This window comes from Chthonomonas sp., assembly GCA_016788115.1.
Taxonomy (GTDB): Bacteria; Armatimonadota; Fimbriimonadia; order Fimbriimonadales; family Fimbriimonadaceae; genus UBA2391.
Genome location: JAEURR010000007.1, coordinates 317,067 through 333,091 on the forward strand (window position 1 = coordinate 317,067; position 16,025 = coordinate 333,091).

General features: G+C 60.8%; 18 protein-coding genes and 1 tRNA gene. 10 read left to right on the forward strand and 9 right to left on the reverse strand.

Features of this window, described 5'->3' with window-relative positions:
- Positions 1–60 precede the first annotated feature (60 nt).
- From JNM85_08995 to JNM85_09015, 5 genes are all read left to right on the forward strand, one after another.
- Positions 61–2,007 (forward strand): thioredoxin domain-containing protein, encoded by a 1,947-nt coding sequence (locus JNM85_08995; GenBank protein ID MBL8088189.1) that lies wholly within the window; start codon positions 61–63, stop codon positions 2,005–2,007.
- 16 nt (positions 2,008–2,023) lie between these two features.
- Positions 2,024–2,752 (forward strand): MTAP family purine nucleoside phosphorylase, encoded by a 729-nt coding sequence (locus JNM85_09000; protein ID MBL8088190.1) that lies wholly within the window; start codon positions 2,024–2,026, stop codon positions 2,750–2,752.
- Complete coding sequence (locus JNM85_09005; protein ID MBL8088191.1) at positions 2,745–3,629, forward strand: hypothetical protein; 885 nt, start codon at positions 2,745–2,747, stop codon at positions 3,627–3,629. Before JNM85_09000 ends, JNM85_09005 begins: the two co-directional genes overlap by 8 nt.
- A 106-nt stretch (positions 3,630–3,735) precedes the next feature.
- The gene (locus tag JNM85_09010) at positions 3,736–3,951 is read left to right on the forward strand and encodes a hypothetical protein (GenBank protein ID MBL8088192.1); all 216 of its coding nucleotides are present in this window, start codon (positions 3,736–3,738) and stop codon (positions 3,949–3,951) included.
- Between the two features lie 66 nt (positions 3,952–4,017).
- A complete protein-coding gene (locus JNM85_09015) occupies positions 4,018–4,446 on the forward strand; it encodes a winged helix DNA-binding protein (protein MBL8088193.1) in 429 nt (142 codons plus the stop codon).
- Here JNM85_09015 and JNM85_09020 read toward each other — a convergent pair.
- Complete coding sequence (locus tag JNM85_09020; GenBank protein MBL8088194.1) at positions 4,443–5,375, reverse strand: HD domain-containing protein; 933 nt, start codon at positions 5,373–5,375, stop codon at positions 4,443–4,445. The two genes, JNM85_09015 and JNM85_09020, sit on opposite strands and share 4 nt — an antisense overlap.
- A 100-nt stretch (positions 5,376–5,475) precedes the next feature.
- Between JNM85_09020 and JNM85_09025 the strand changes: the two genes are divergently transcribed.
- The 3 genes from JNM85_09025 to JNM85_09035 are packed head-to-tail and all read left to right on the forward strand — an operon-like array spanning position 5,476 to position 7,415.
- Positions 5,476–6,870 (forward strand): hypothetical protein, encoded by a 1,395-nt coding sequence (locus JNM85_09025; protein ID MBL8088195.1) that lies wholly within the window; start codon positions 5,476–5,478, stop codon positions 6,868–6,870.
- A gap of 6 nt (positions 6,871–6,876) precedes the next feature.
- A complete protein-coding gene (locus tag JNM85_09030; GenBank protein ID MBL8088196.1) occupies positions 6,877–7,197 on the forward strand; it encodes a hypothetical protein in 321 nt (106 codons plus the stop codon).
- An 8-nt stretch (positions 7,198–7,205) separates the two neighbouring features.
- Complete coding sequence (locus JNM85_09035) at positions 7,206–7,415, forward strand: hypothetical protein (GenBank protein ID MBL8088197.1); 210 nt, start codon at positions 7,206–7,208, stop codon at positions 7,413–7,415.
- A 294-nt stretch (positions 7,416–7,709) separates the two neighbouring features.
- On the opposite strand, the gene JNM85_09040 is transcribed toward JNM85_09035, so the two are convergent.
- Genes JNM85_09040 through gatC form a run of 5 tightly spaced genes read right to left on the reverse strand, consistent with a single transcriptional unit; the run spans position 7,710 to position 11,788 of the window.
- On the reverse strand, positions 7,710–8,438 hold the full coding sequence (locus JNM85_09040) for an NTP transferase domain-containing protein (GenBank protein MBL8088198.1): 729 nt from the start codon (positions 8,436–8,438) through the stop codon (positions 7,710–7,712).
- Positions 8,426–9,238 carry a 4-(cytidine 5'-diphospho)-2-C-methyl-D-erythritol kinase gene (gene ispE, locus JNM85_09045; protein MBL8088199.1) on the reverse strand — a complete coding sequence of 271 codons (813 nt, stop codon included), beginning with the start codon at positions 9,236–9,238 and terminating at the stop codon, positions 8,426–8,428. The genes JNM85_09040 and ispE overlap by 13 nt, the downstream gene beginning before the upstream one ends.
- Positions 9,228–10,034, reverse strand: coding sequence for a hypothetical protein (locus JNM85_09050; protein ID MBL8088200.1), 807 nt, complete (start codon positions 10,032–10,034; stop codon positions 9,228–9,230). Before JNM85_09050 ends, ispE begins: the two co-directional genes overlap by 11 nt.
- 4 nt (positions 10,035–10,038) lie before the next feature.
- Positions 10,039–11,487, reverse strand: coding sequence for an Asp-tRNA(Asn)/Glu-tRNA(Gln) amidotransferase subunit GatA (gene gatA / locus JNM85_09055; GenBank protein ID MBL8088201.1), 1,449 nt, complete (start codon positions 11,485–11,487; stop codon positions 10,039–10,041).
- 10 nt (positions 11,488–11,497) lie between these two features.
- Complete coding sequence (gene gatC, locus JNM85_09060) at positions 11,498–11,788, reverse strand: Asp-tRNA(Asn)/Glu-tRNA(Gln) amidotransferase subunit GatC (protein ID MBL8088202.1); 291 nt, start codon at positions 11,786–11,788, stop codon at positions 11,498–11,500.
- Between the two features lie 35 nt (positions 11,789–11,823).
- Between gatC and JNM85_09065 the strand changes: the two genes are divergently transcribed.
- Positions 11,824–13,887 (forward strand): DUF255 domain-containing protein, encoded by a 2,064-nt coding sequence (locus JNM85_09065; protein MBL8088203.1) that lies wholly within the window; start codon positions 11,824–11,826, stop codon positions 13,885–13,887.
- Between the two features lie 15 nt (positions 13,888–13,902).
- Positions 13,903–13,990 (forward strand) — tRNA-Ser (locus tag JNM85_09070).
- A gap of 14 nt (positions 13,991–14,004) precedes the next feature.
- On the opposite strand, the gene JNM85_09075 is transcribed toward JNM85_09070, so the two are convergent.
- From JNM85_09075 to JNM85_09085, 3 genes are all read right to left on the reverse strand, one after another.
- On the reverse strand, positions 14,005–14,553 hold the full coding sequence (locus JNM85_09075; GenBank protein MBL8088204.1) for a GNAT family N-acetyltransferase: 549 nt from the start codon (positions 14,551–14,553) through the stop codon (positions 14,005–14,007).
- Between the two features lie 22 nt (positions 14,554–14,575).
- Positions 14,576–15,730: a serine protease gene (locus JNM85_09080; GenBank protein MBL8088205.1), complete on the reverse strand. Its 1,155-nt coding sequence runs from the start codon at positions 15,728–15,730 to the stop codon at positions 14,576–14,578.
- Positions 15,731–15,835: 105 nt separating this feature from the next.
- Positions 15,836–16,021 (reverse strand): YjfB family protein, encoded by a 186-nt coding sequence (locus JNM85_09085; protein MBL8088206.1) that lies wholly within the window; start codon positions 16,019–16,021, stop codon positions 15,836–15,838.
- Positions 16,022–16,025 lie beyond the last annotated feature (4 nt).

A 16,025-nucleotide genomic window follows, 5' to 3' on the forward strand; every position in this document is an offset into this window, starting at 1 on the left:
TCTCGGCACAAATGCGGGACGACCGCAGGAGAATATCTGCAAAGAAACTTCAACAACCCTATGAAGAATCAGCTGGCTTCCGCATCCTCGCCGTATTTGCGTCAACACGCCTCGAATCCGATCCATTGGGTGGAGTGGTCCGAGGACGCCTTCGCACGCGCGCGAGAAGAACATAAGCTTGTTTTCCTATCCATTGGGTACAGCGCCTGCCACTGGTGCCACGTCATGGCGCACGAGTCCTTTGAAGACCCGGCGGTCGCCGAGGTGTTGACCCAGCACTTTGTTAGCATCAAAGTCGACCGCGAAGAGCGCCCAGACATTGACGAAATCTACATGACTGCGGTGCAGCTTTCCACCGGACGCGGCGGCTGGCCCATGACGCTCTTTCTCACGCCGGACAAGCAACCGTTCTTCGCCGGGACGTACTTCCCGCGTGAGGGCCGAGGCGGTCACCCTGGATTCCTGGACCTGTGCCGACAGATCGTGAGCATCAGCGAGAACTCGCCCGAGGGCATCCAACAGGCTGCGGACGAGTTCGGTAAATCGCTCCGCGAAGTCTTGGACCGCCCTGCGCCGCCGAGCGAACCACTCCCCTTGGAACCCTTGCAGATGCTCCTGGCCGACCTGAGCGAGTCATTCGACCCCGAAGACGGTGGGTTCGGTGGCGCTCCCAAGTTCCCACCGCACTCCTCGATCCTGGCGTTGCAGCGACTTGGAGCCGGGGAGCACCCAATGGTGGAGACCACCTTACGATGCATCGCTGCTGGGGGGATTCACGACCACGTCGCTGGCGGGTTCCACCGATACAGCACGGACGGCTACTGGCTACTCCCCCATTTCGAGAAGATGCTGAGCGACAATGCTCTTTTCTTGATGCAATACAGTTCGTGTACCGAATCGTATGGTTCCCGTTGTGTTGATGGCATTTTGAACTGGGTTCGGAGCGAGATGACTTCACCGGAGGGCCTGTTCTACACCGCAGTTGACGCCGACACCGAGGGCGAAGAGGGGCTGACCTACCTGTGGAGCTGCGACGAGATTCGGAAGCTCCTTGGCGACAGGGCGGAGTCATTCATCGCCACTTACGGAATGGAGGAGCTGGGCAATTACTTCGACGAAGCGACCCGCCAGAAGACCGGGCTCAATGTCCTTCACCTCACCGACGTCACCGCAGACCCGCTCTCGGACTGCCTGGCGATCCTGCTTCAGGCCCGTGCGATACGCCCTCAGCCCATGGTCGACACGAAGTGCGTGGCGAACGCGAACGGGCTGATGATCGAGGCGATGATCCGCGCCGGCGCGGGTCAGGATGCTCTCCAAGCACTCCGCACATGGCGGCAGTTTGAGCGGTTTCCGCACCAGATCGTCGATGGCAAGCCAGAGGGAACCCCGTTCCTGGACGACCTTCTTTTCATGCACTCAGCAGCGCAGCTCGCCTCTTCGCAGCTCTCCGATGATCAAGAGGAGAACCGCGCGTTCGCCGACCGCTTGGAGTCCCAGGCGCACAGCGACTTTCTGGATGCCGATGGTCGCTCCTTCCGCAAATGGACCTCGGCGCACGGCGATCTGTTCGGTCGAGCGCGTGACCTGCTGGACCAGGCAGTTCCGAGTGCCGCCGCTTGGTACGCACTTGCCCGCCCTGAGCATGCGCCGAGGCTCATCGATGGCGCAAGCGCCTGGATGGCGCGGGTGCCAGGCTCTACCGCCACCTGGCACGCGGCGCTAGGCCTCTTGCCGCGTACGCCCGCAACGGTTCGTCGAGAGAACGGCCGCTCGATTGTGACCGTTCCAATCCCTCCGGGCTATCACATGCAAATCAACAAAGGAGATGCATCAGCGATGCTCTTTGACGACGGGACCGCAACACAATGCACACACTGGGAGCAGAACAGCAACAAGCTGTTCCTGCATTTCGATGGACTAGGCGATCGCCTGCACATCGAGTGGTGCACGGAGACCGAGTGCCTTGCTCCCCAAATCGTGCCACTGGTCGAAAGTGACAGGTAGCATCTCACCCAGAGCTATGCACTGCGACGTCATGATCATCGGCGGGACCGGCATTGGGGACCGATTGCCTGCGTTGGGCCTTCAAGCGGTTCACGTACCCACCCAGTTTGGGCTCCTGCGTGGCTATGCGGGCAAAATCGGTCGCGCGAACCTCTTCTGTGTGCAGCGCCACTCAGCAGGACACAAGACGCCGCCGCACCTCATCAACTACCGTGCCATCGCCGACGGGGCGCGCCGCCTCGGCGTGAGAGCGTGCTTCGCCACCGCCGCTGTCGGATGCCTCCGCCCCGAGTGGCAGCCAGGAACGCTGGTCGCGTGCAAAGATTTTATCGACCACACCGATCGTCAGGTTACGATGTACGACCAACAGGTTCGACATATTGATTTCTCGACTCCGATGAGCGCGCGCAGCCACATCCTCGCTGTTGCGCACGGCCAAGGCATCAACGTGATCGACGACGGCGTCTACATGGGCCTCGACGGCCCGCGCTACGAGACGCCGTCCGAGGTGCTACTTGTGGCCAAGCTCGGAGGCGATGTGGTCGGCATGACCGCAAGTACCGAAGCTGAAGTGATGGTCGAAGCGGGCATCCCATACGCCTGCCTTGCCATCGTGACAAACCTCGCCGCAGGCATCGCTGACCACGTTCTGGACCACTCGGAAGTCGTAGACGTGATGAAAACTCGGGGAGACGACGTACTGCGATTGCTCACAGCAGCGGCCGATCACGTGGTCGATGCGTAGCAGCTCCGACGCTTCCAGCCGTCAGCTCACCTTGGCGCTTGCGCTCCTCCAAGGCGTCGGCGGCAAGACCCTCTCCCGGATTGTCACCCGCAACGTCTTGCTCGGTCGGGAGCCCAAAGAGTTTCTCGCCCTTTCCCGCGAGGTTCTCATCGAAGACTACGGTCTGCCGCCCAAGCTCGCCGATCTTTGGGTGAGCACCCGAACCGAGGCGATGGACACCGCCGCGCGGGTCCTAGACCACCTTCGAACCGCCGGAATCAGCTTCGCCACTACCGTCGATGCGCACTACCCCGCACGCATCGAGGAGTTCACCGCCGAGACCCCCGGCATCCTGTTCTTTTACGGCAACACAAAGCTGATCGAATCGGCCACGTTTGCCGTGATGAGCTCCCGCAAATCGCCTACTGCATTCCTCGATCAGATCGAACGGGCCGCCGAAGAGGGTGTGCTCCGAGGAGAAGTGCTCGTCGCCGGGCACGACACTCCGGAGTACCAGCGTAGCGCTATCGTCCCGCTTCGCTGGGGCGCACCTCGCATCATCGTCTTGGACCGCGGCTTCTTCCAAGCCCTGGGCAAGGACCTGACCGACGAGCCGTTCCGCGCCGCCCGGCTGTGGCGGTTCCAGTTCGACCCGAAGACGGACCTCGCGCTTTCGGCAGTCAATCCGCTCCGAGACTACCACCGCAATGCGAATCGAGACCGTGACCGACTCGTCGCCGCGCTTTCATTGCGCGTGGACTTCGCCCAAGTCTCGCCCGAAGGCAACATGGCGCAACTCGTCCGGGCAACGCTGGCTGCTGGACGCCCGGTTCGCATTAGCGACCTGAACCCCGAGGCCCGTGAATACTACCGATCTGGCGCACAACCGCTTACCTAGATCAAGCGTTATCGCCAAGTTTGACCCGGTGGTCGGCTAAAAATCGCAACCTTACCGGGACACGCGCGCTCCCCACTAAGGAATCAAAGAATCGTGAGGTAAGACGATGAACGTCATGGCATTCAACCGGGCGGTCGCATCGAACTTGATCTCGATGTATCGCATAGAGAGGACACTGCAGCGGAGCCGTGTGAGCGAGGAAGCTGCCCAGATAAGCGAGGACCGAAGACGGAAGCTCGCAGAAATAGAACAACAGAATGCACGAGCAATCCGGGTCGCTCAGTCGGCCATCATGAGCTCGAGCCTTGACGTCCTAGCGTAATTCGCCCTGCGGAGTCGTTCGCGGGGCGACTTTCATTATGGGACAACCGTTAGGTAACCTAAAGGCATGGCTTCGCTCGATTTGACGCCTCGGATTGCCGCGCTGTACGACCTTCAAGCTGCGTTCATGGAGCCCAAGCTGAAGAAGCTCGGTATCGGCTGGTCCACATTCCAGCTGTTGAGTGCGGTTCGCGGGGCAGGTGACGAGGCCAGCCAGGCCGATGTCGCGCGCCGTCTCGGAGTCACTCCTGCGACGCTCAGCGAAGCGGTTACTGCCCATACCAAGCGCGGCCTGCTGGAGCAGGTCCCGAGCGGTCGCGACCGTCGGGTGAAGCTGCTCGCGCTGACCGGACGGGCCAAGAAGATCTTGAACGCAGTCCTGGAAGAAGCCAGTGTCGTCGAGGAGAAGATGGTCGCAGACCTCTCCAAGAAGGACCTTGCCGGACTCCTCAAGCTGCTCGATCAGTGCATCGACTCGGTCGAACCGACCGCCTAAGCCGCTTCGCGCATCGCCTGCATCAGCTCGGCTCGCGTCACTTCGGGCAAAACCTCGAGGTCGGGACGATCGTCCTCAGTCGACTTCGCGGCGATGAGCTTGAGCTTCGGTAACGCACGCTCGAACGCTTCGACCACGCCTGGGTCGAAGTGCGTACCCGACTCGATCGCGATCCGCGCAGCCGCGTCGTCCATGCTCCAAGAGCTCTTGTAAGGCCGTGCGCTGCACAGTGCATCGAAGACGTCGGCGACCGCCACAATCCGGCCCTCGATCGGGATCTCTTCACCTCGCAGTTGGTTGGGATAGCCACTGCCGTCCCATCGCTCGTGGTGCGACCAGATCACGTCCTCGCACATCTTCATCAGGTTCGTCCCGCCGCCACTCAGCAGTCGCCCACCGATCTCCACGTGGGTTTGCATGGTCTGACGCTCCTCTGTGCTGAGCGCTCCGGGCTTCAGCAAGACCGCATCGGGGATTCCGACCTTTCCGATATCGTGCAGCTGAGCCGCTAGATAGAGCAGCTTGCCTCGCGCCGGGTCAATGCCTAGTTCGGCCGCTATCAGCTGGCAGTAGTGCCCAACACGCAGTGTGTGCGCCCGAGTCGAGCCATCGCGGAATTCTGAGGCGATGGTCAATCGATTGAGGATCTCCATCTGCGACTCAATGATGTCCTCATGGAGCGAAAACACCTCTTGCGCAACGCCCTTGGCAAGATGGTACAGACCCATGCTCGAGGCAGCGATGATCGAAAGCGCGGCCCATGAGCTCGAGATGAGGCCCACGAGCGAGACCTTCTCGGTAGCACCCATCGCCCACTGGACAGACAGGACCAGCAACACTCCAAACAGGACGTACACCCGCGTGATGAGCATTCCAATGCCCGCAGGTGTCCGTGATCGCAGCAGACCCAAAATTATCGTCGACTTCATACCGTGCCCAGTAGAAATGTCGGCTTCGCAACAACACATAGTTAGTCCCCATAATCGTGCTCAGCCAGCGTCATCGCCGGGTATCTTGAGAGTCCCTCTCATGGCACGATGGAGCATCCCCGGGCTGTGTATCTGCGCAAGCGCGACGGTCGCGTTGATCGTGCTTGGGCAAGGCTGTTTATCCTCCAATGCCGTCGCCGTCTCACGCGAGTTCGTGGACATTGATGTCACGGCAATGTCTGCAGACACAATTGGCACCCAGCTCGCCAAGCACGAGCCGAAAGAGGGGTGCATTCTGGGGGCGTATATCGATCTCGATCCGACGATCAAAGATATCTTCCGCGACGAGGTCGGACGCACCCGAAAGCTCCCACGGGCCTTCGAACAAACTGTCGGGCGCAAGCACGGGATGTACTTCTTCTATCTGGGGTACGGGTACGAGCCACCGCGCGACTGGATCCGCAGACTCGCCGAGGAAGACCGATTCGTCCACATCGCGCTCGAACCGAACGATGGCCTGGACATGGTCCAAGACGATGCGTACTTAGAAAACCTTGCGGACAAGCTGAACGCCACCGGTGCGCGTATCTTTCTGCGTTTTGCGAGCGAGATGAATGGTCCTTGGGTCCGCTATCATGGCAGCCCCAAACAGTACATCGAGAAGTTTCGGATGGTGACGGAAGTCTTCCGCCGCCGTGCGCCCAAAGTCGCCATGGTCTGGTGTCCATACACGACGCCTCGCCGACCCATCAAAGACTACTATCCTGGCGATAATTGGGTCGATTGGGTTGGCGTGAACATGTACAACGTCACCTATTTTGATCAGAACCCCAAGAAGCCCGCGAAGCACGTGACCCCGCAAGTCATGCTGAAGTACGTGTACGAGAACTTCTCAGAGCGCAAGCCCATCATGATCGGGGAGTACGCCACGACCCACTATTCTCCGCTGGAAGACAAGGCGTATCCGGAGTGGGCGGCACAGAACATCTCCTCGCTCTACCGTTCCATCCGCACTGACTATCCGCGCGTCAAGGCGATCAATTATTTCAACTGCAACAACCTGCTGCTTTCGCACCGAAGGAACAATAACTATCTCGTGCAAGAGTTGCCCACCGTCCTCGATGCCTACCGCGAAGCGATCAAGTCGCCGTACTTCATCGCCAACGCGTCGGACGTTCCCGTGCGACCGAGCATCGACGCCGACATCCGCGTGACGAAGGGGATGCTCTTTGAAAGCCCCGCGTTCGTCACCGCGCGGCTTCCGGTGGGCACCGACACGCGCCGTATCCGATTCCTGCTGGACGGAGACGTCATCCACACGGCAAGTGCCCGCGCCGTCGCTTCCGTTACCCTCGAACCTGGCAGCTTCCAACCCGGGCGGCGAGTCCTTCGCGTCGAGGCGCTGGACGGGTCAAATCGCCTAGTCGGGGCCAAGGACATCTCCGTGCGGATCGCCCCGCCACAAGCTTCTCAGACCGTCGATCCGGTACAATAGCGAACTGTGTCAGCCCAGAAACCTCTCGCCAAGCCTGCGGCATGGAAGAACACCTACTTTTGGATCGCCGGCATCCTGCTGGTGGTAGGCGTGATCGGGTTGATATCCGGCGAAAAGGCGATTCGTGATCCCGGCCAGAAGGACGAATCCGGATTGGTTTGGATCTACTGGCTGGGAGCCGCTCTCATGGCGGTCAATGGCTGGCTGAGTCACCGACAGACCGTGCACCACTACACAGAGGCGCTGGAGTACGACGATGAGCACTCCGAGCCGTCGAAAGTCAATGAGCCCAGCGTAGAAGAAGAGCGGCCGAAAACCGAGGAGTAAGAATTTAGATGGTCAACTGTTCGTGCGGAAAGACGATTGAGCGTGTCCCTAACTGGCTTCAGACAGTGAATGTCGAGTTCGTTTGCAACAATTGCCCGAACCGCCAGATCAAGCCAATTTCCCAGCTAGCGCAGGAAGAGAGTCAGGCTGCCCGCGCGGCAGCAGCGAACCTGGGCAAAATGGACGCGCTTGAAGAAGATCCCGACGACGAAGAATGAGCTTCGGCGTCCACTGTCCCCATGAGCGTTATCTTTCGTGGGGTCTGATGCAGACCAAGGCCTTCCAGACACTGTAGCTGGAGGGCTTTTCCATTCAGGTGACCGTCAGCGGCAACGGCGACGCACGCCACAAGCTCATCCTCGTGCCACCAGACCGAAGCGTCCATCACATCTGCGATGCCGAGAAGGTACCGTTCCGTGCGCTTTGGGTCGATTGAGCGGGGCATGAGTGGCATACCTTAATCGTTGGCATGCCGCCCCCACTTCTTAAGCAGATTTCTCGGGGTTCTCTGGTCAGAGCCAGCCGTATGTCCGAGCAAGTTGATACTGCTCCGCGTTGTCGATATCCGTGCCGATCGATGCGTACTCGGTGATGACTCCGCGCACCGGCCCGCCCAGCATCTTTGACACGTTCTGCTCAAGCTTTCGGATGGACAACGAGGACGGAACAAACCGCCCCCAAAGCAGGGCGAAAAGCGTCTTCGCCCCCACCTGACTCGCGAGCTTCAGCGGGCTCTTGCGGTTGGCATAGGCGAGCTCTAGATTCGGCAACAGCCTTCGCATCTTCTGCGTGTTGACGACCGCGACATTGCCGCCCGTGAAAACCCCCTCCGCCAGACGCAGAGTCGTCCGCTTCATCCCTGGAAACTCCGATTCGCACCGCGCGACCGGAATGATCGGATAGTTGAGTGCTGCTGTCGGATCCGAGCGTCGCACAAAGTCGTCCACAGCCGCCCGGCCCAGGAACGGCAAATCGGCGGTGACCATCATAAACTGATCGGTCTGCACAGCCTCTAGGCCATTGGCCAGGCTCAGGATGAAGCTATTCCCCGCCGGGACATGGCGCACCCCTGCCAACTGAGCCTCACCCACCAGGATCGGCTCGCCCAGATGCTGCACCGCATCGGCCACGAGCTCCACCATCGTTTTGCCTTTCGCCGGCAGGCTCGCGCGAAACTTGATTCCGTACTGGATTTGCAGCGCGTGTTCGGCCTCGCCTCCCGCCAAAATTACGACATCCATAAGCTCTCCTCCCGGCTCAGCGTCGGAGCTACGAACACGTTCCCCGCGCCCGCCATGTGCATCGCGACCTTCCGCGCTTCCTCTTCCGTCGCGAATCTGCCGAAGACCGCCGACCCGCTCCCGCTCAGCAACGCGCCATCTGCCCCCAACCCGAGCATCCTGTCCACGATCTCCAGGCATGCGCACGGCGCGACCCGCTCAAAGTCGTTGTAAAGCTCGCGATCATCCACTGGAAACGCACGCCACTCTCGCGGCTTTGCATCGAGCTGTCCATAGGCTTGGGCGCTCGAGACCCCGACGTCGGGTTTGACGATCACCAGCCACTCTCGCGGCACATTCTCCAGCGCGGTCAACTTCTCGCCGTACCCCTCGGCTCGGGCTCGCCCTCCGACCAGGAAGAACGGCACATCCGCCCCGACCGCTTCGGCGACCATTGTGGCGTGCCCCCACGGCAACTCGCCCACAAACTGAGGAAGCGCGCGTAGCAATCCTGCCGCATCCGAACTGCCGCCGCCCAAGCCGCTTTCGACGGGGATCCCTTTGCGTAGCTCGATGCGCAGTGGCGGCACATCGACGAGCTCACGCACAAGCTGCAGCGTCTTCGACAGCGTATTTCGCTCGGGCAGGCCCCGCCAGTCACAGAGTATCTCCGTTTGTGCGACGCCACTCGTGATCGTCAAGGTGTCGTAGAGTCCTACTGCCTGAAAGATCGACCGAATCGGATGGTAGCCGCTTGCATCGGGTTGTCCAACCGACAAAAAGGTATTGACCTTGGCGGGGCACCGAAGATTACGTATCAAGGTGCTCCTCCTCAGTCGCGGGCGGGCTGGTCAACGCCGCAAAAGGGTTCATATCGAGTTCGTCGAGGGCCTTGTCGATAGTATCGAGTTGGGCTCTGGCCTCGCCCATCGCCGACAAAAAGTCGCCGTTGACCATGCCCGGTTCTCGACCCACCAGTCGGTGCCCCAGCATCTTGATTCTCAGGCCATCCAGAGTCGTGATGAACACGTTCGCCTGCGCCTCGGTGCGGGTGACCATCGCCAGGACCGCACTGTACTGTTGCCGGTACTCCGCCAAGTTCCGGTCCGCGATCTGGAAGAGCTGATCTGTTTGCGCGTCGTGCGACGATGGCAGGGCCGTTCGGCCCGGTACGGGCTGCATCTTCCCTTCGCTGTCGCCGATCTCCTTGAGGACAATGTCCGCGCGTCGCAACGCAAGGTACAACGCCGACGCCACCCGCTCGACGGTGCCAGGCATCTCCTGCAGATCCGCGATCTGACTCTTGCGCAGGCTCTCCGCTCCGTCCTGTACTGATTTCAGCCGCTCCTCGCAAGTGCGCCACAAATGACCTAGGCTCGGATGAATGAACGCGTCCCGCTTCGCCATCAGCTTGGCGCGATGATGCAAGACAAACCCCAGCGCCGGCGCGAATGTGACCGCAGACAACACCCAAGCAAACTGGATTCCTGCTGAGAGCAGCAAGCCTCCCATGACCGCCGAGCACGCCACGTACGCGATGCCGGGGCGGAGCCAATTATCGGCTCCGAAGAGGTGCTTTCGGTACAGGAGCCGATCTCTTGCTTCGACCTCGTTCAAGCGATCACCCCAGTTGTGGCCGGGCTCCCGCATGCGGAAGGGCCCGCTCACACGCATAGGCGATCTGAAGCAACTTCTCGTCGGCCATCACAGGCGTCATGATTTGCAGGCCAACCGGCAGGCCATCTGAAAAACCACAATTGAGCGACAAGCCGGGGAATCCGCCCATGTTGGCGGGGATCGTACACGTGTCGAGCAGCTTCAGCGCCATGGGGTCCGCCATCAACTCGCCAAGCTTAAATGCCACCACCGGGCTGCACGGAGACATGATCGCGTCGAACTGCTGGAAAGTCGCTTCAAACTCGGACGCCATCATCGCGCGCACTTGCTGAGCTCGTAGATAGTAGGCATCGTAGTACCCAGCGGACAGGGCATAGGTACCCATCATGATGCGCGCCTTGACTTCGTGACCAAACAGCTTGCCGCGAGTCGAGGCTACCGCTCCAATGTGCCCGGCACCGTCTACATGGTTGCCGTACCGTACGCCGTCGAATCGCGCCAGGTTGGACGACGCTTCGCTCGGGGCGATGATGTAGTAGGTCGTCACTCCAAGCTGGATACTGGGCATCTTGACGCGAGTGAACTCCACTCCTTCCTTCGCCAAAGTCTCGATCGCTTCGTTCACTGCCGCGAGGACGCCCGGCTGGCTGTCATCGCTGAACATCTCATCTGGCAGCGCCACGCGCAACCCCTTCAGGCTGCCGTGCTTCAACCCATCGACTCGAATCTGCGAATCCGGGAGCGAGGTACTGTCGAGCGGATCGTTGCCGGAAATCGCTTGCGCGAGTAGAGCGCAATCTTCGACCGTCCGGCCGAATGGACCGATCTGGTCCAGCGAAGAGGCGAACGCCACAAGCCCGTACCGCGACACGCGTCCGTAAGTCGGTTTGTAACCCACTAGGCCGCACAGAGACGCGGGCATTCGAATCGAGCCCCCGGTATCCGAACCGAGGCTGATGGGAGCGAGGTTTGCCGCGACTGCCGCCGCCGAGCCGCCAGATGACCCTCCGGGCGACCGAGTGGGATCCCAGGGATTCTTGGACGGGCCGAACGCGGAGTTCTCGCACGAGGTCCCCATGGCAAACTCGTCCAAGTTCGTCTTGCCTAGCCCGACGCATCCGTGGGCCTTCAGCCGCTGCACGACCGTCGCGTCATAAGGCGGAATGTAGTTCTCCAGAACCTTGGATGCACACGTCGTCCGTACTCCCAAGGTCGAGATGTTGTCCTTGAGCGCGATGGGAACTCCCGCCAGCGGACCGCCCTCGCCAGCATCTATCAAGCTCTGAGCCGCTTCGGCTTCCGCGAGCGTCTTATCACGGTCCACAGTCAGGTACGCGAAGTACTTGGAATCTTCTGATTCGATACGCTGAAGATACGACTCGGCCACTTCGCGGACGGAAACCTCTTTCGCACGGAGTTTGGCCGCAAGTTCCGCGGCGGTCAGGTTGGTCATGCGTTCGTGGTCAATCCTCGATGATGGCGGGCACAACGAAGAGGCCTGCTCGGCTCTTGGGTGCGTTGGCCAGCGCTGCCTCTCGGCTCAGGCCGTGGCGAGGCTCGTCGTCTGAGAGCACGTTGTACAAAGCCACCGCATGGGGTTTCGGCTCAAAAGCGCTCACGTCTACCGCAGCAATGTCTTGGGCATGGCCGAGTAGAGCGTTCAGTTCAACTTGAAAACTCTTTAACTCTTCTTCGGTCAAATCCAGGCGTGCGAGACGCGCAACGTGCTGGACCTCATCAAACGAGATCGGCATACGCCGCAGTATATCCGAAGCGCATAATACGAACTATGCCGACTACGGGTCCACGTGCGTCGTACCCAGCGGTCGCCGCAGTCGTCACTGTGGTGACGCTCATGGGTCTGGCCGCACGTGAGTTCAAGCCCCTGATCCCCCCAGTCGTGACCGACGGCGTGGAAGTACTTGACCCCACCCAACCAGGACTGCGCCTTTCGGATGAACGCATCCGCTGGAGGGAATTCGGCCCTCAAGCCATCGCCGAAGCGCGCCGCACGAATCGCCTCATGATGATCCTCATCGGAGATCGCGCCAGCGCGGCCTACCGATTCGCCGATCGTTACTGGTTCACTGACCGCGATCTTATCGACACGATGAATGCTGAATTCATCGCGATTCGCATCGACCCGGACCAGTATCCAGCGATGACGACTTCATTCATGCCCTTTAGGCGTACCAGCCGCGGCCTCGACCCGCTGTTTCAAGTCTGGTTTGTAGACCCCGCGGGCTCACTTCTGGACGGCATGTTCATCGCCAACGCTTTTCGGATTCCCGAAGCGAATTGGGCGGTCACGACTCTCAATAACCTGCGCGTCCGATGGAACAAGCTCAAGGCCGATCAGACCCCGTTCGATCTGCAGGCCAGTGACATCGAAATGCTGAACCGCCCGCCGGTCATGCTCGATTTCGACGGTCACGCCAAGTTCATCGAATCGATGCGCGATCCGAAATTCGGCGGGATCGTCCGCGACGACCGCCAACTCCTCCGCCCCATGTCGTGGCGGTACCTCGCGCTCACAGGCTACACCGAAGAGTTGCTCGCAAGCATGCGCCCCTGCATTGCCTCACCGATGACCGACTGGCTCGACGGCGGGTTTTTCCGCGAGTGCAATGATAGGTCTTGGCGGCAGGTCGAGGTCGATAAGTCTACGCAACAGAACGCCGCGATGATGCTCACCGTCGCCATCGCCGGCCAAGTCCTGGGCAAGCCAGAGTACATCGAAGTCGCGAAACTAACGTTCGATTGGCTGATGAACGAAATGCACGAGGGCGACAGCTTCGTCGGGTTCCGCGTGGGCGATGGCACGCGCGTGGGTCGCTCGAAGCTCTCCTCGTTTCCCGTGCGTGTGCTGCGGGAGAACTTCAGCGGCGAAGAGCGCGAGTGGCTGCGCACCCACTTCGGTCTGCGCGTCGAAGACAATCCGCAAATGCTGGTGTATCTCCCGCACCCAGAGGAAGTCTTCAGTGCGGAATTCAGGCGGTTCCGCGATCGACTTCGCGACCTGCGTGATCGGTCGAGCCCCATGCTCACTTCGAAGGGTCGCCTCGACGTCACTGGCTCCGCCCTCGCCCGAATGATCGAGACCGCCGCGCTCGTCAATGACAAAGAGCGGCTCAATGCAGCGCTGCGCCTCACCGTCTCACTCGATGCGTTCAAGAGCGGTGTAAACGATGTCCTGCACCGCTTGCCCGAGAATGGCAGCGGCGATTCGTGCCTGGCCGACTACTTGGCCTACGCCGATGCACGGTGGCAGGAGTATGCGGTGACGGGTCGCATCGACGCCTTATCCGATGGCCTGAGCGTGCTGCGCCGAGCAATTAATCTGTTCCTGGACAAGCAGAGCGGTGTCCTCAAGGATGGGCTCTGGACCTTTGGCGAGCCGTCTATCCCAAACGTCCCTTCGGTTGCGCTGCACGACTCCATGGGCGAATCGAGCATTGCCGCCGCAGTTCGGCTCTGCGGACTGTACGGTCGGGCGGAGCGCTGCATGAAGATCCCTTCGCCGACCGAGCCCGTCAACCTCGTGGCGACCGCCAATGCGCTGGTCGACCGCTTCGCTCCCATCGCCGCGGAACTGCAGAATCGCGTTTCCGGGTTCTTTGGCTCCGCTCTGGTGGACGAGCAGCCCTCCTGGGTGGCAGTGGTCCAACCGAACGATACCGCCGCGATTGCCGCCGCGCATCGTGCTCACCCTACGCAGTACGTCATCCCCATCTATTCGGCGGGCGAGGCTGCCCCCAAGTTGCAAAAGCCGGGCGTCTATCAGGTGGAGTTCGATCCCAACGGGGTCCGGGTGAAGTCATTCACCCCCACTCGCGCCACGCCCGCACTTTGAGGCATAATCTCCGGCGGAGAGGTCGCATAGTGGTCTAGTGCGCCGCACTCGAAATGCGGTGTATCGCAAGGTACCGTGGGTTCGAATCCCACCCTCTCCGCCACTCCGACCCCGAGCTCACCCGCCGTGCAGTTCGCGGAACTTCTCTGCAGTCAGCACCGCCAGCACGTGATCGCGGTATGCCCCGCGTTTCCAGAGCTCTTGCGGGATCCGACCCGTGATCTCAAAGCCCTGCTTGGCAAGCATCCGCGGAGTCCTGGCATTCCCTTCCAGATAACCGCTGATGAGCATCCGCAGGTCGAGCACGTCGAACGCGTATCGCGCCCGCAGCAGGGACGCCTCGGTACCGAACCCCTTGCCCCAAAAGGCTTTGTCGAGGAGCGTGCCGCATTGGGCGGTCCGATTCTGCTTGCTCACTTGATGGAGCGCGGACTGGCCAATGTGGGTACCGTCCAGAAGTTCGACCCCGAAGATGATGTCACGCCCGTCGCTCGCGAGCATCCGGTCAAACCACTCCGATTCGGCCTCGTGCGAGGTCGGCTCGTCGCTGATGAGCAGCCACTCGGTGACGTCCAGATCGTTCACCCAACGAAGGCAGTTCTCGAAGTGACGCTCGCGACTGAGCGGCACCAGCCTAATTCTCTCACCCTCCAACCCGTCGGCCATGCCGCGTTCTACCCCACGGCGGCTACTTGATCTTCAGCGATTTGGAGATGGTATCGAGTTGTTGCATCCCCGCCCGCGAATCGACCTGAGTGGTGGCGACGACCAGCCAGAGCTTTGTCCCCTTGCGGATCACCGTGGCGCATTCGATCTCGACATCGCGGCCCATGCGGCTCGTCGTGATGACGCTCTGCGCCTCGTCGGCCCCAGGCACTTCGACCGCCACGAGCGCTGGATTCTCCACCACCGAGCCGTCCAGTTGCATGGCACCCGCCTTGCGGTCCAATTGGATCTCGGCTGCGATGTCGTGCACCGTCGGGCATTGTCCCTTCTTGAACCCAAAAAACGTGATCGCAAGGGAGAGCTCGTCGGTCTTGATGCGCGAGCTGCGGTATGACGTCGCAATGACCTCGAGGTCTTTGTCCAGCGTGGTATCCACGACTCCAAGTGGTCTCGGCAAGCTCAAGGTCAGCCCCGTATCGGCAAAGTCCGTCGGCTTCCACTTCTCTGTAGCACTGACCGTTTGGGCGGCGTGCTTGAGCGGGAGCTTGGCGATTGCCCCCAGGCGGTTGAGTTGCGAAACGTACGTCGTCGGGACGGCGAAATTCAGGTTCTGCCCGTCCGTCCGCTGGTAGCTCACGACCCCCACCGCTTCGCCTGCGCTGTTGATCAGCGGCGAACCACTGTTGCCCGGCGAGACCGGCGCACTGAATTGGATCGTCTGCATGCCGTCTTCGCGCCGCACCTGATTCACGATCCCCGACGTGATGGAGAACTCCAGCCCCTTGGGTGCTCCGATCACGAACGCCTCAGCCCCCACCGATGGCAGAGCATCGCGCAGTGTCAAGAAAGAAAATCGTGAGCCCGTGACCTTCAGCAGCGCAAGATCGCGCGTCTCGTCGGTGTCAATCACTCCCTGGACCGTCGCGACCGTGCCGTCCTCAAACCGCGCTTGAATGGATGCCGCATCGCGGATGACGTGATAGGCCGTCAAGGCCAGTCCGTCACTGGAGATGAAGAAGCCTGTGCCGTTGCCGACGCGTTGACCTTTGACATCATTCACGATCAGGGTCATGACTGAGCCGCTGGACTTGCGGTAGATCTCTTCGGCATTGAGGGCCTGAGCCGACGCGACGGTAATGAACAGCAGACTTGCGGATAGCAGGGCTCGGTGGATCATGGGGTCTCTCCTGAGCTCGCACCAGCAAAGGGTGCGGCATAGCACTATCCTTTACAGCGGCATCCATGCCAGTTTCCCCATGCCAGAATTGCCAGAATTGCACCGCTAAACGCGAATGTCGAGAACCTGGCCTCTTCCCTCGGTCTGTCGAAGAAGCTCTGCAGCTTGGTCCTTCTGCATGTCCAAAGACTTCTTCAAGACCGCGGCCTGGAGCCGCTGACGGAGCTCTTCCGAGCTACCCGTCTGACTCAGCGCCTGGATCGCTGCCTGATTCGCGCCATCGATTCTCATCCAT

Bases quoted from the DNA above. Each gene is read 5' to 3' on its own strand.
- JNM85_08995 (MBL8088189.1), top strand. From the start codon at position 61: ATGAAGAATCAGCTGGCTTCCGCATCCTCGCCGTATTTGCGTCAACAC.
- gatA (MBL8088201.1), bottom strand. From the start codon at position 11,487: ATGACCAACCTGACCGCCGCGGAACTTGCGGCCAAACTCCGTGCGAAA.
- JNM85_09025 (MBL8088195.1), top strand. From the start codon at position 5,476: ATGGCACGATGGAGCATCCCCGGGCTGTGTATCTGCGCAAGCGCGACG.
- JNM85_09085 (MBL8088206.1), bottom strand. From the start codon at position 16,021: ATGAGAATCGATGGCGCGAATCAGGCAGCGATCCAGGCGCTGAGTCAG.
- JNM85_09010 (MBL8088192.1), top strand. From the start codon at position 3,736: ATGAACGTCATGGCATTCAACCGGGCGGTCGCATCGAACTTGATCTCG.
- JNM85_09020 (MBL8088194.1), bottom strand. From the start codon at position 5,375: ATGAAGTCGACGATAATTTTGGGTCTGCTGCGATCACGGACACCTGCG.
- JNM85_09000 (MBL8088190.1), top strand. From the start codon at position 2,024: ATGCACTGCGACGTCATGATCATCGGCGGGACCGGCATTGGGGACCGA.
- JNM85_09040 (MBL8088198.1), bottom strand. From the start codon at position 8,438: ATGGATGTCGTAATTTTGGCGGGAGGCGAGGCCGAACACGCGCTGCAA.
- JNM85_09005 (MBL8088191.1), top strand. From the start codon at position 2,745: ATGCGTAGCAGCTCCGACGCTTCCAGCCGTCAGCTCACCTTGGCGCTT.
- JNM85_09080 (MBL8088205.1), bottom strand. From the start codon at position 15,730: ATGATCCACCGAGCCCTGCTATCCGCAAGTCTGCTGTTCATTACCGTC.
- JNM85_09035 (MBL8088197.1), top strand. From the start codon at position 7,206: ATGGTCAACTGTTCGTGCGGAAAGACGATTGAGCGTGTCCCTAACTGG.
- JNM85_09065 (MBL8088203.1), top strand. From the start codon at position 11,824: ATGCCGACTACGGGTCCACGTGCGTCGTACCCAGCGGTCGCCGCAGTC.
- JNM85_09015 (MBL8088193.1), top strand. From the start codon at position 4,018: ATGGCTTCGCTCGATTTGACGCCTCGGATTGCCGCGCTGTACGACCTT.
- JNM85_09075 (MBL8088204.1), bottom strand. From the start codon at position 14,553: ATGGCCGACGGGTTGGAGGGTGAGAGAATTAGGCTGGTGCCGCTCAGT.
- gatC (MBL8088202.1), bottom strand. From the start codon at position 11,788: ATGCCGATCTCGTTTGATGAGGTCCAGCACGTTGCGCGTCTCGCACGC.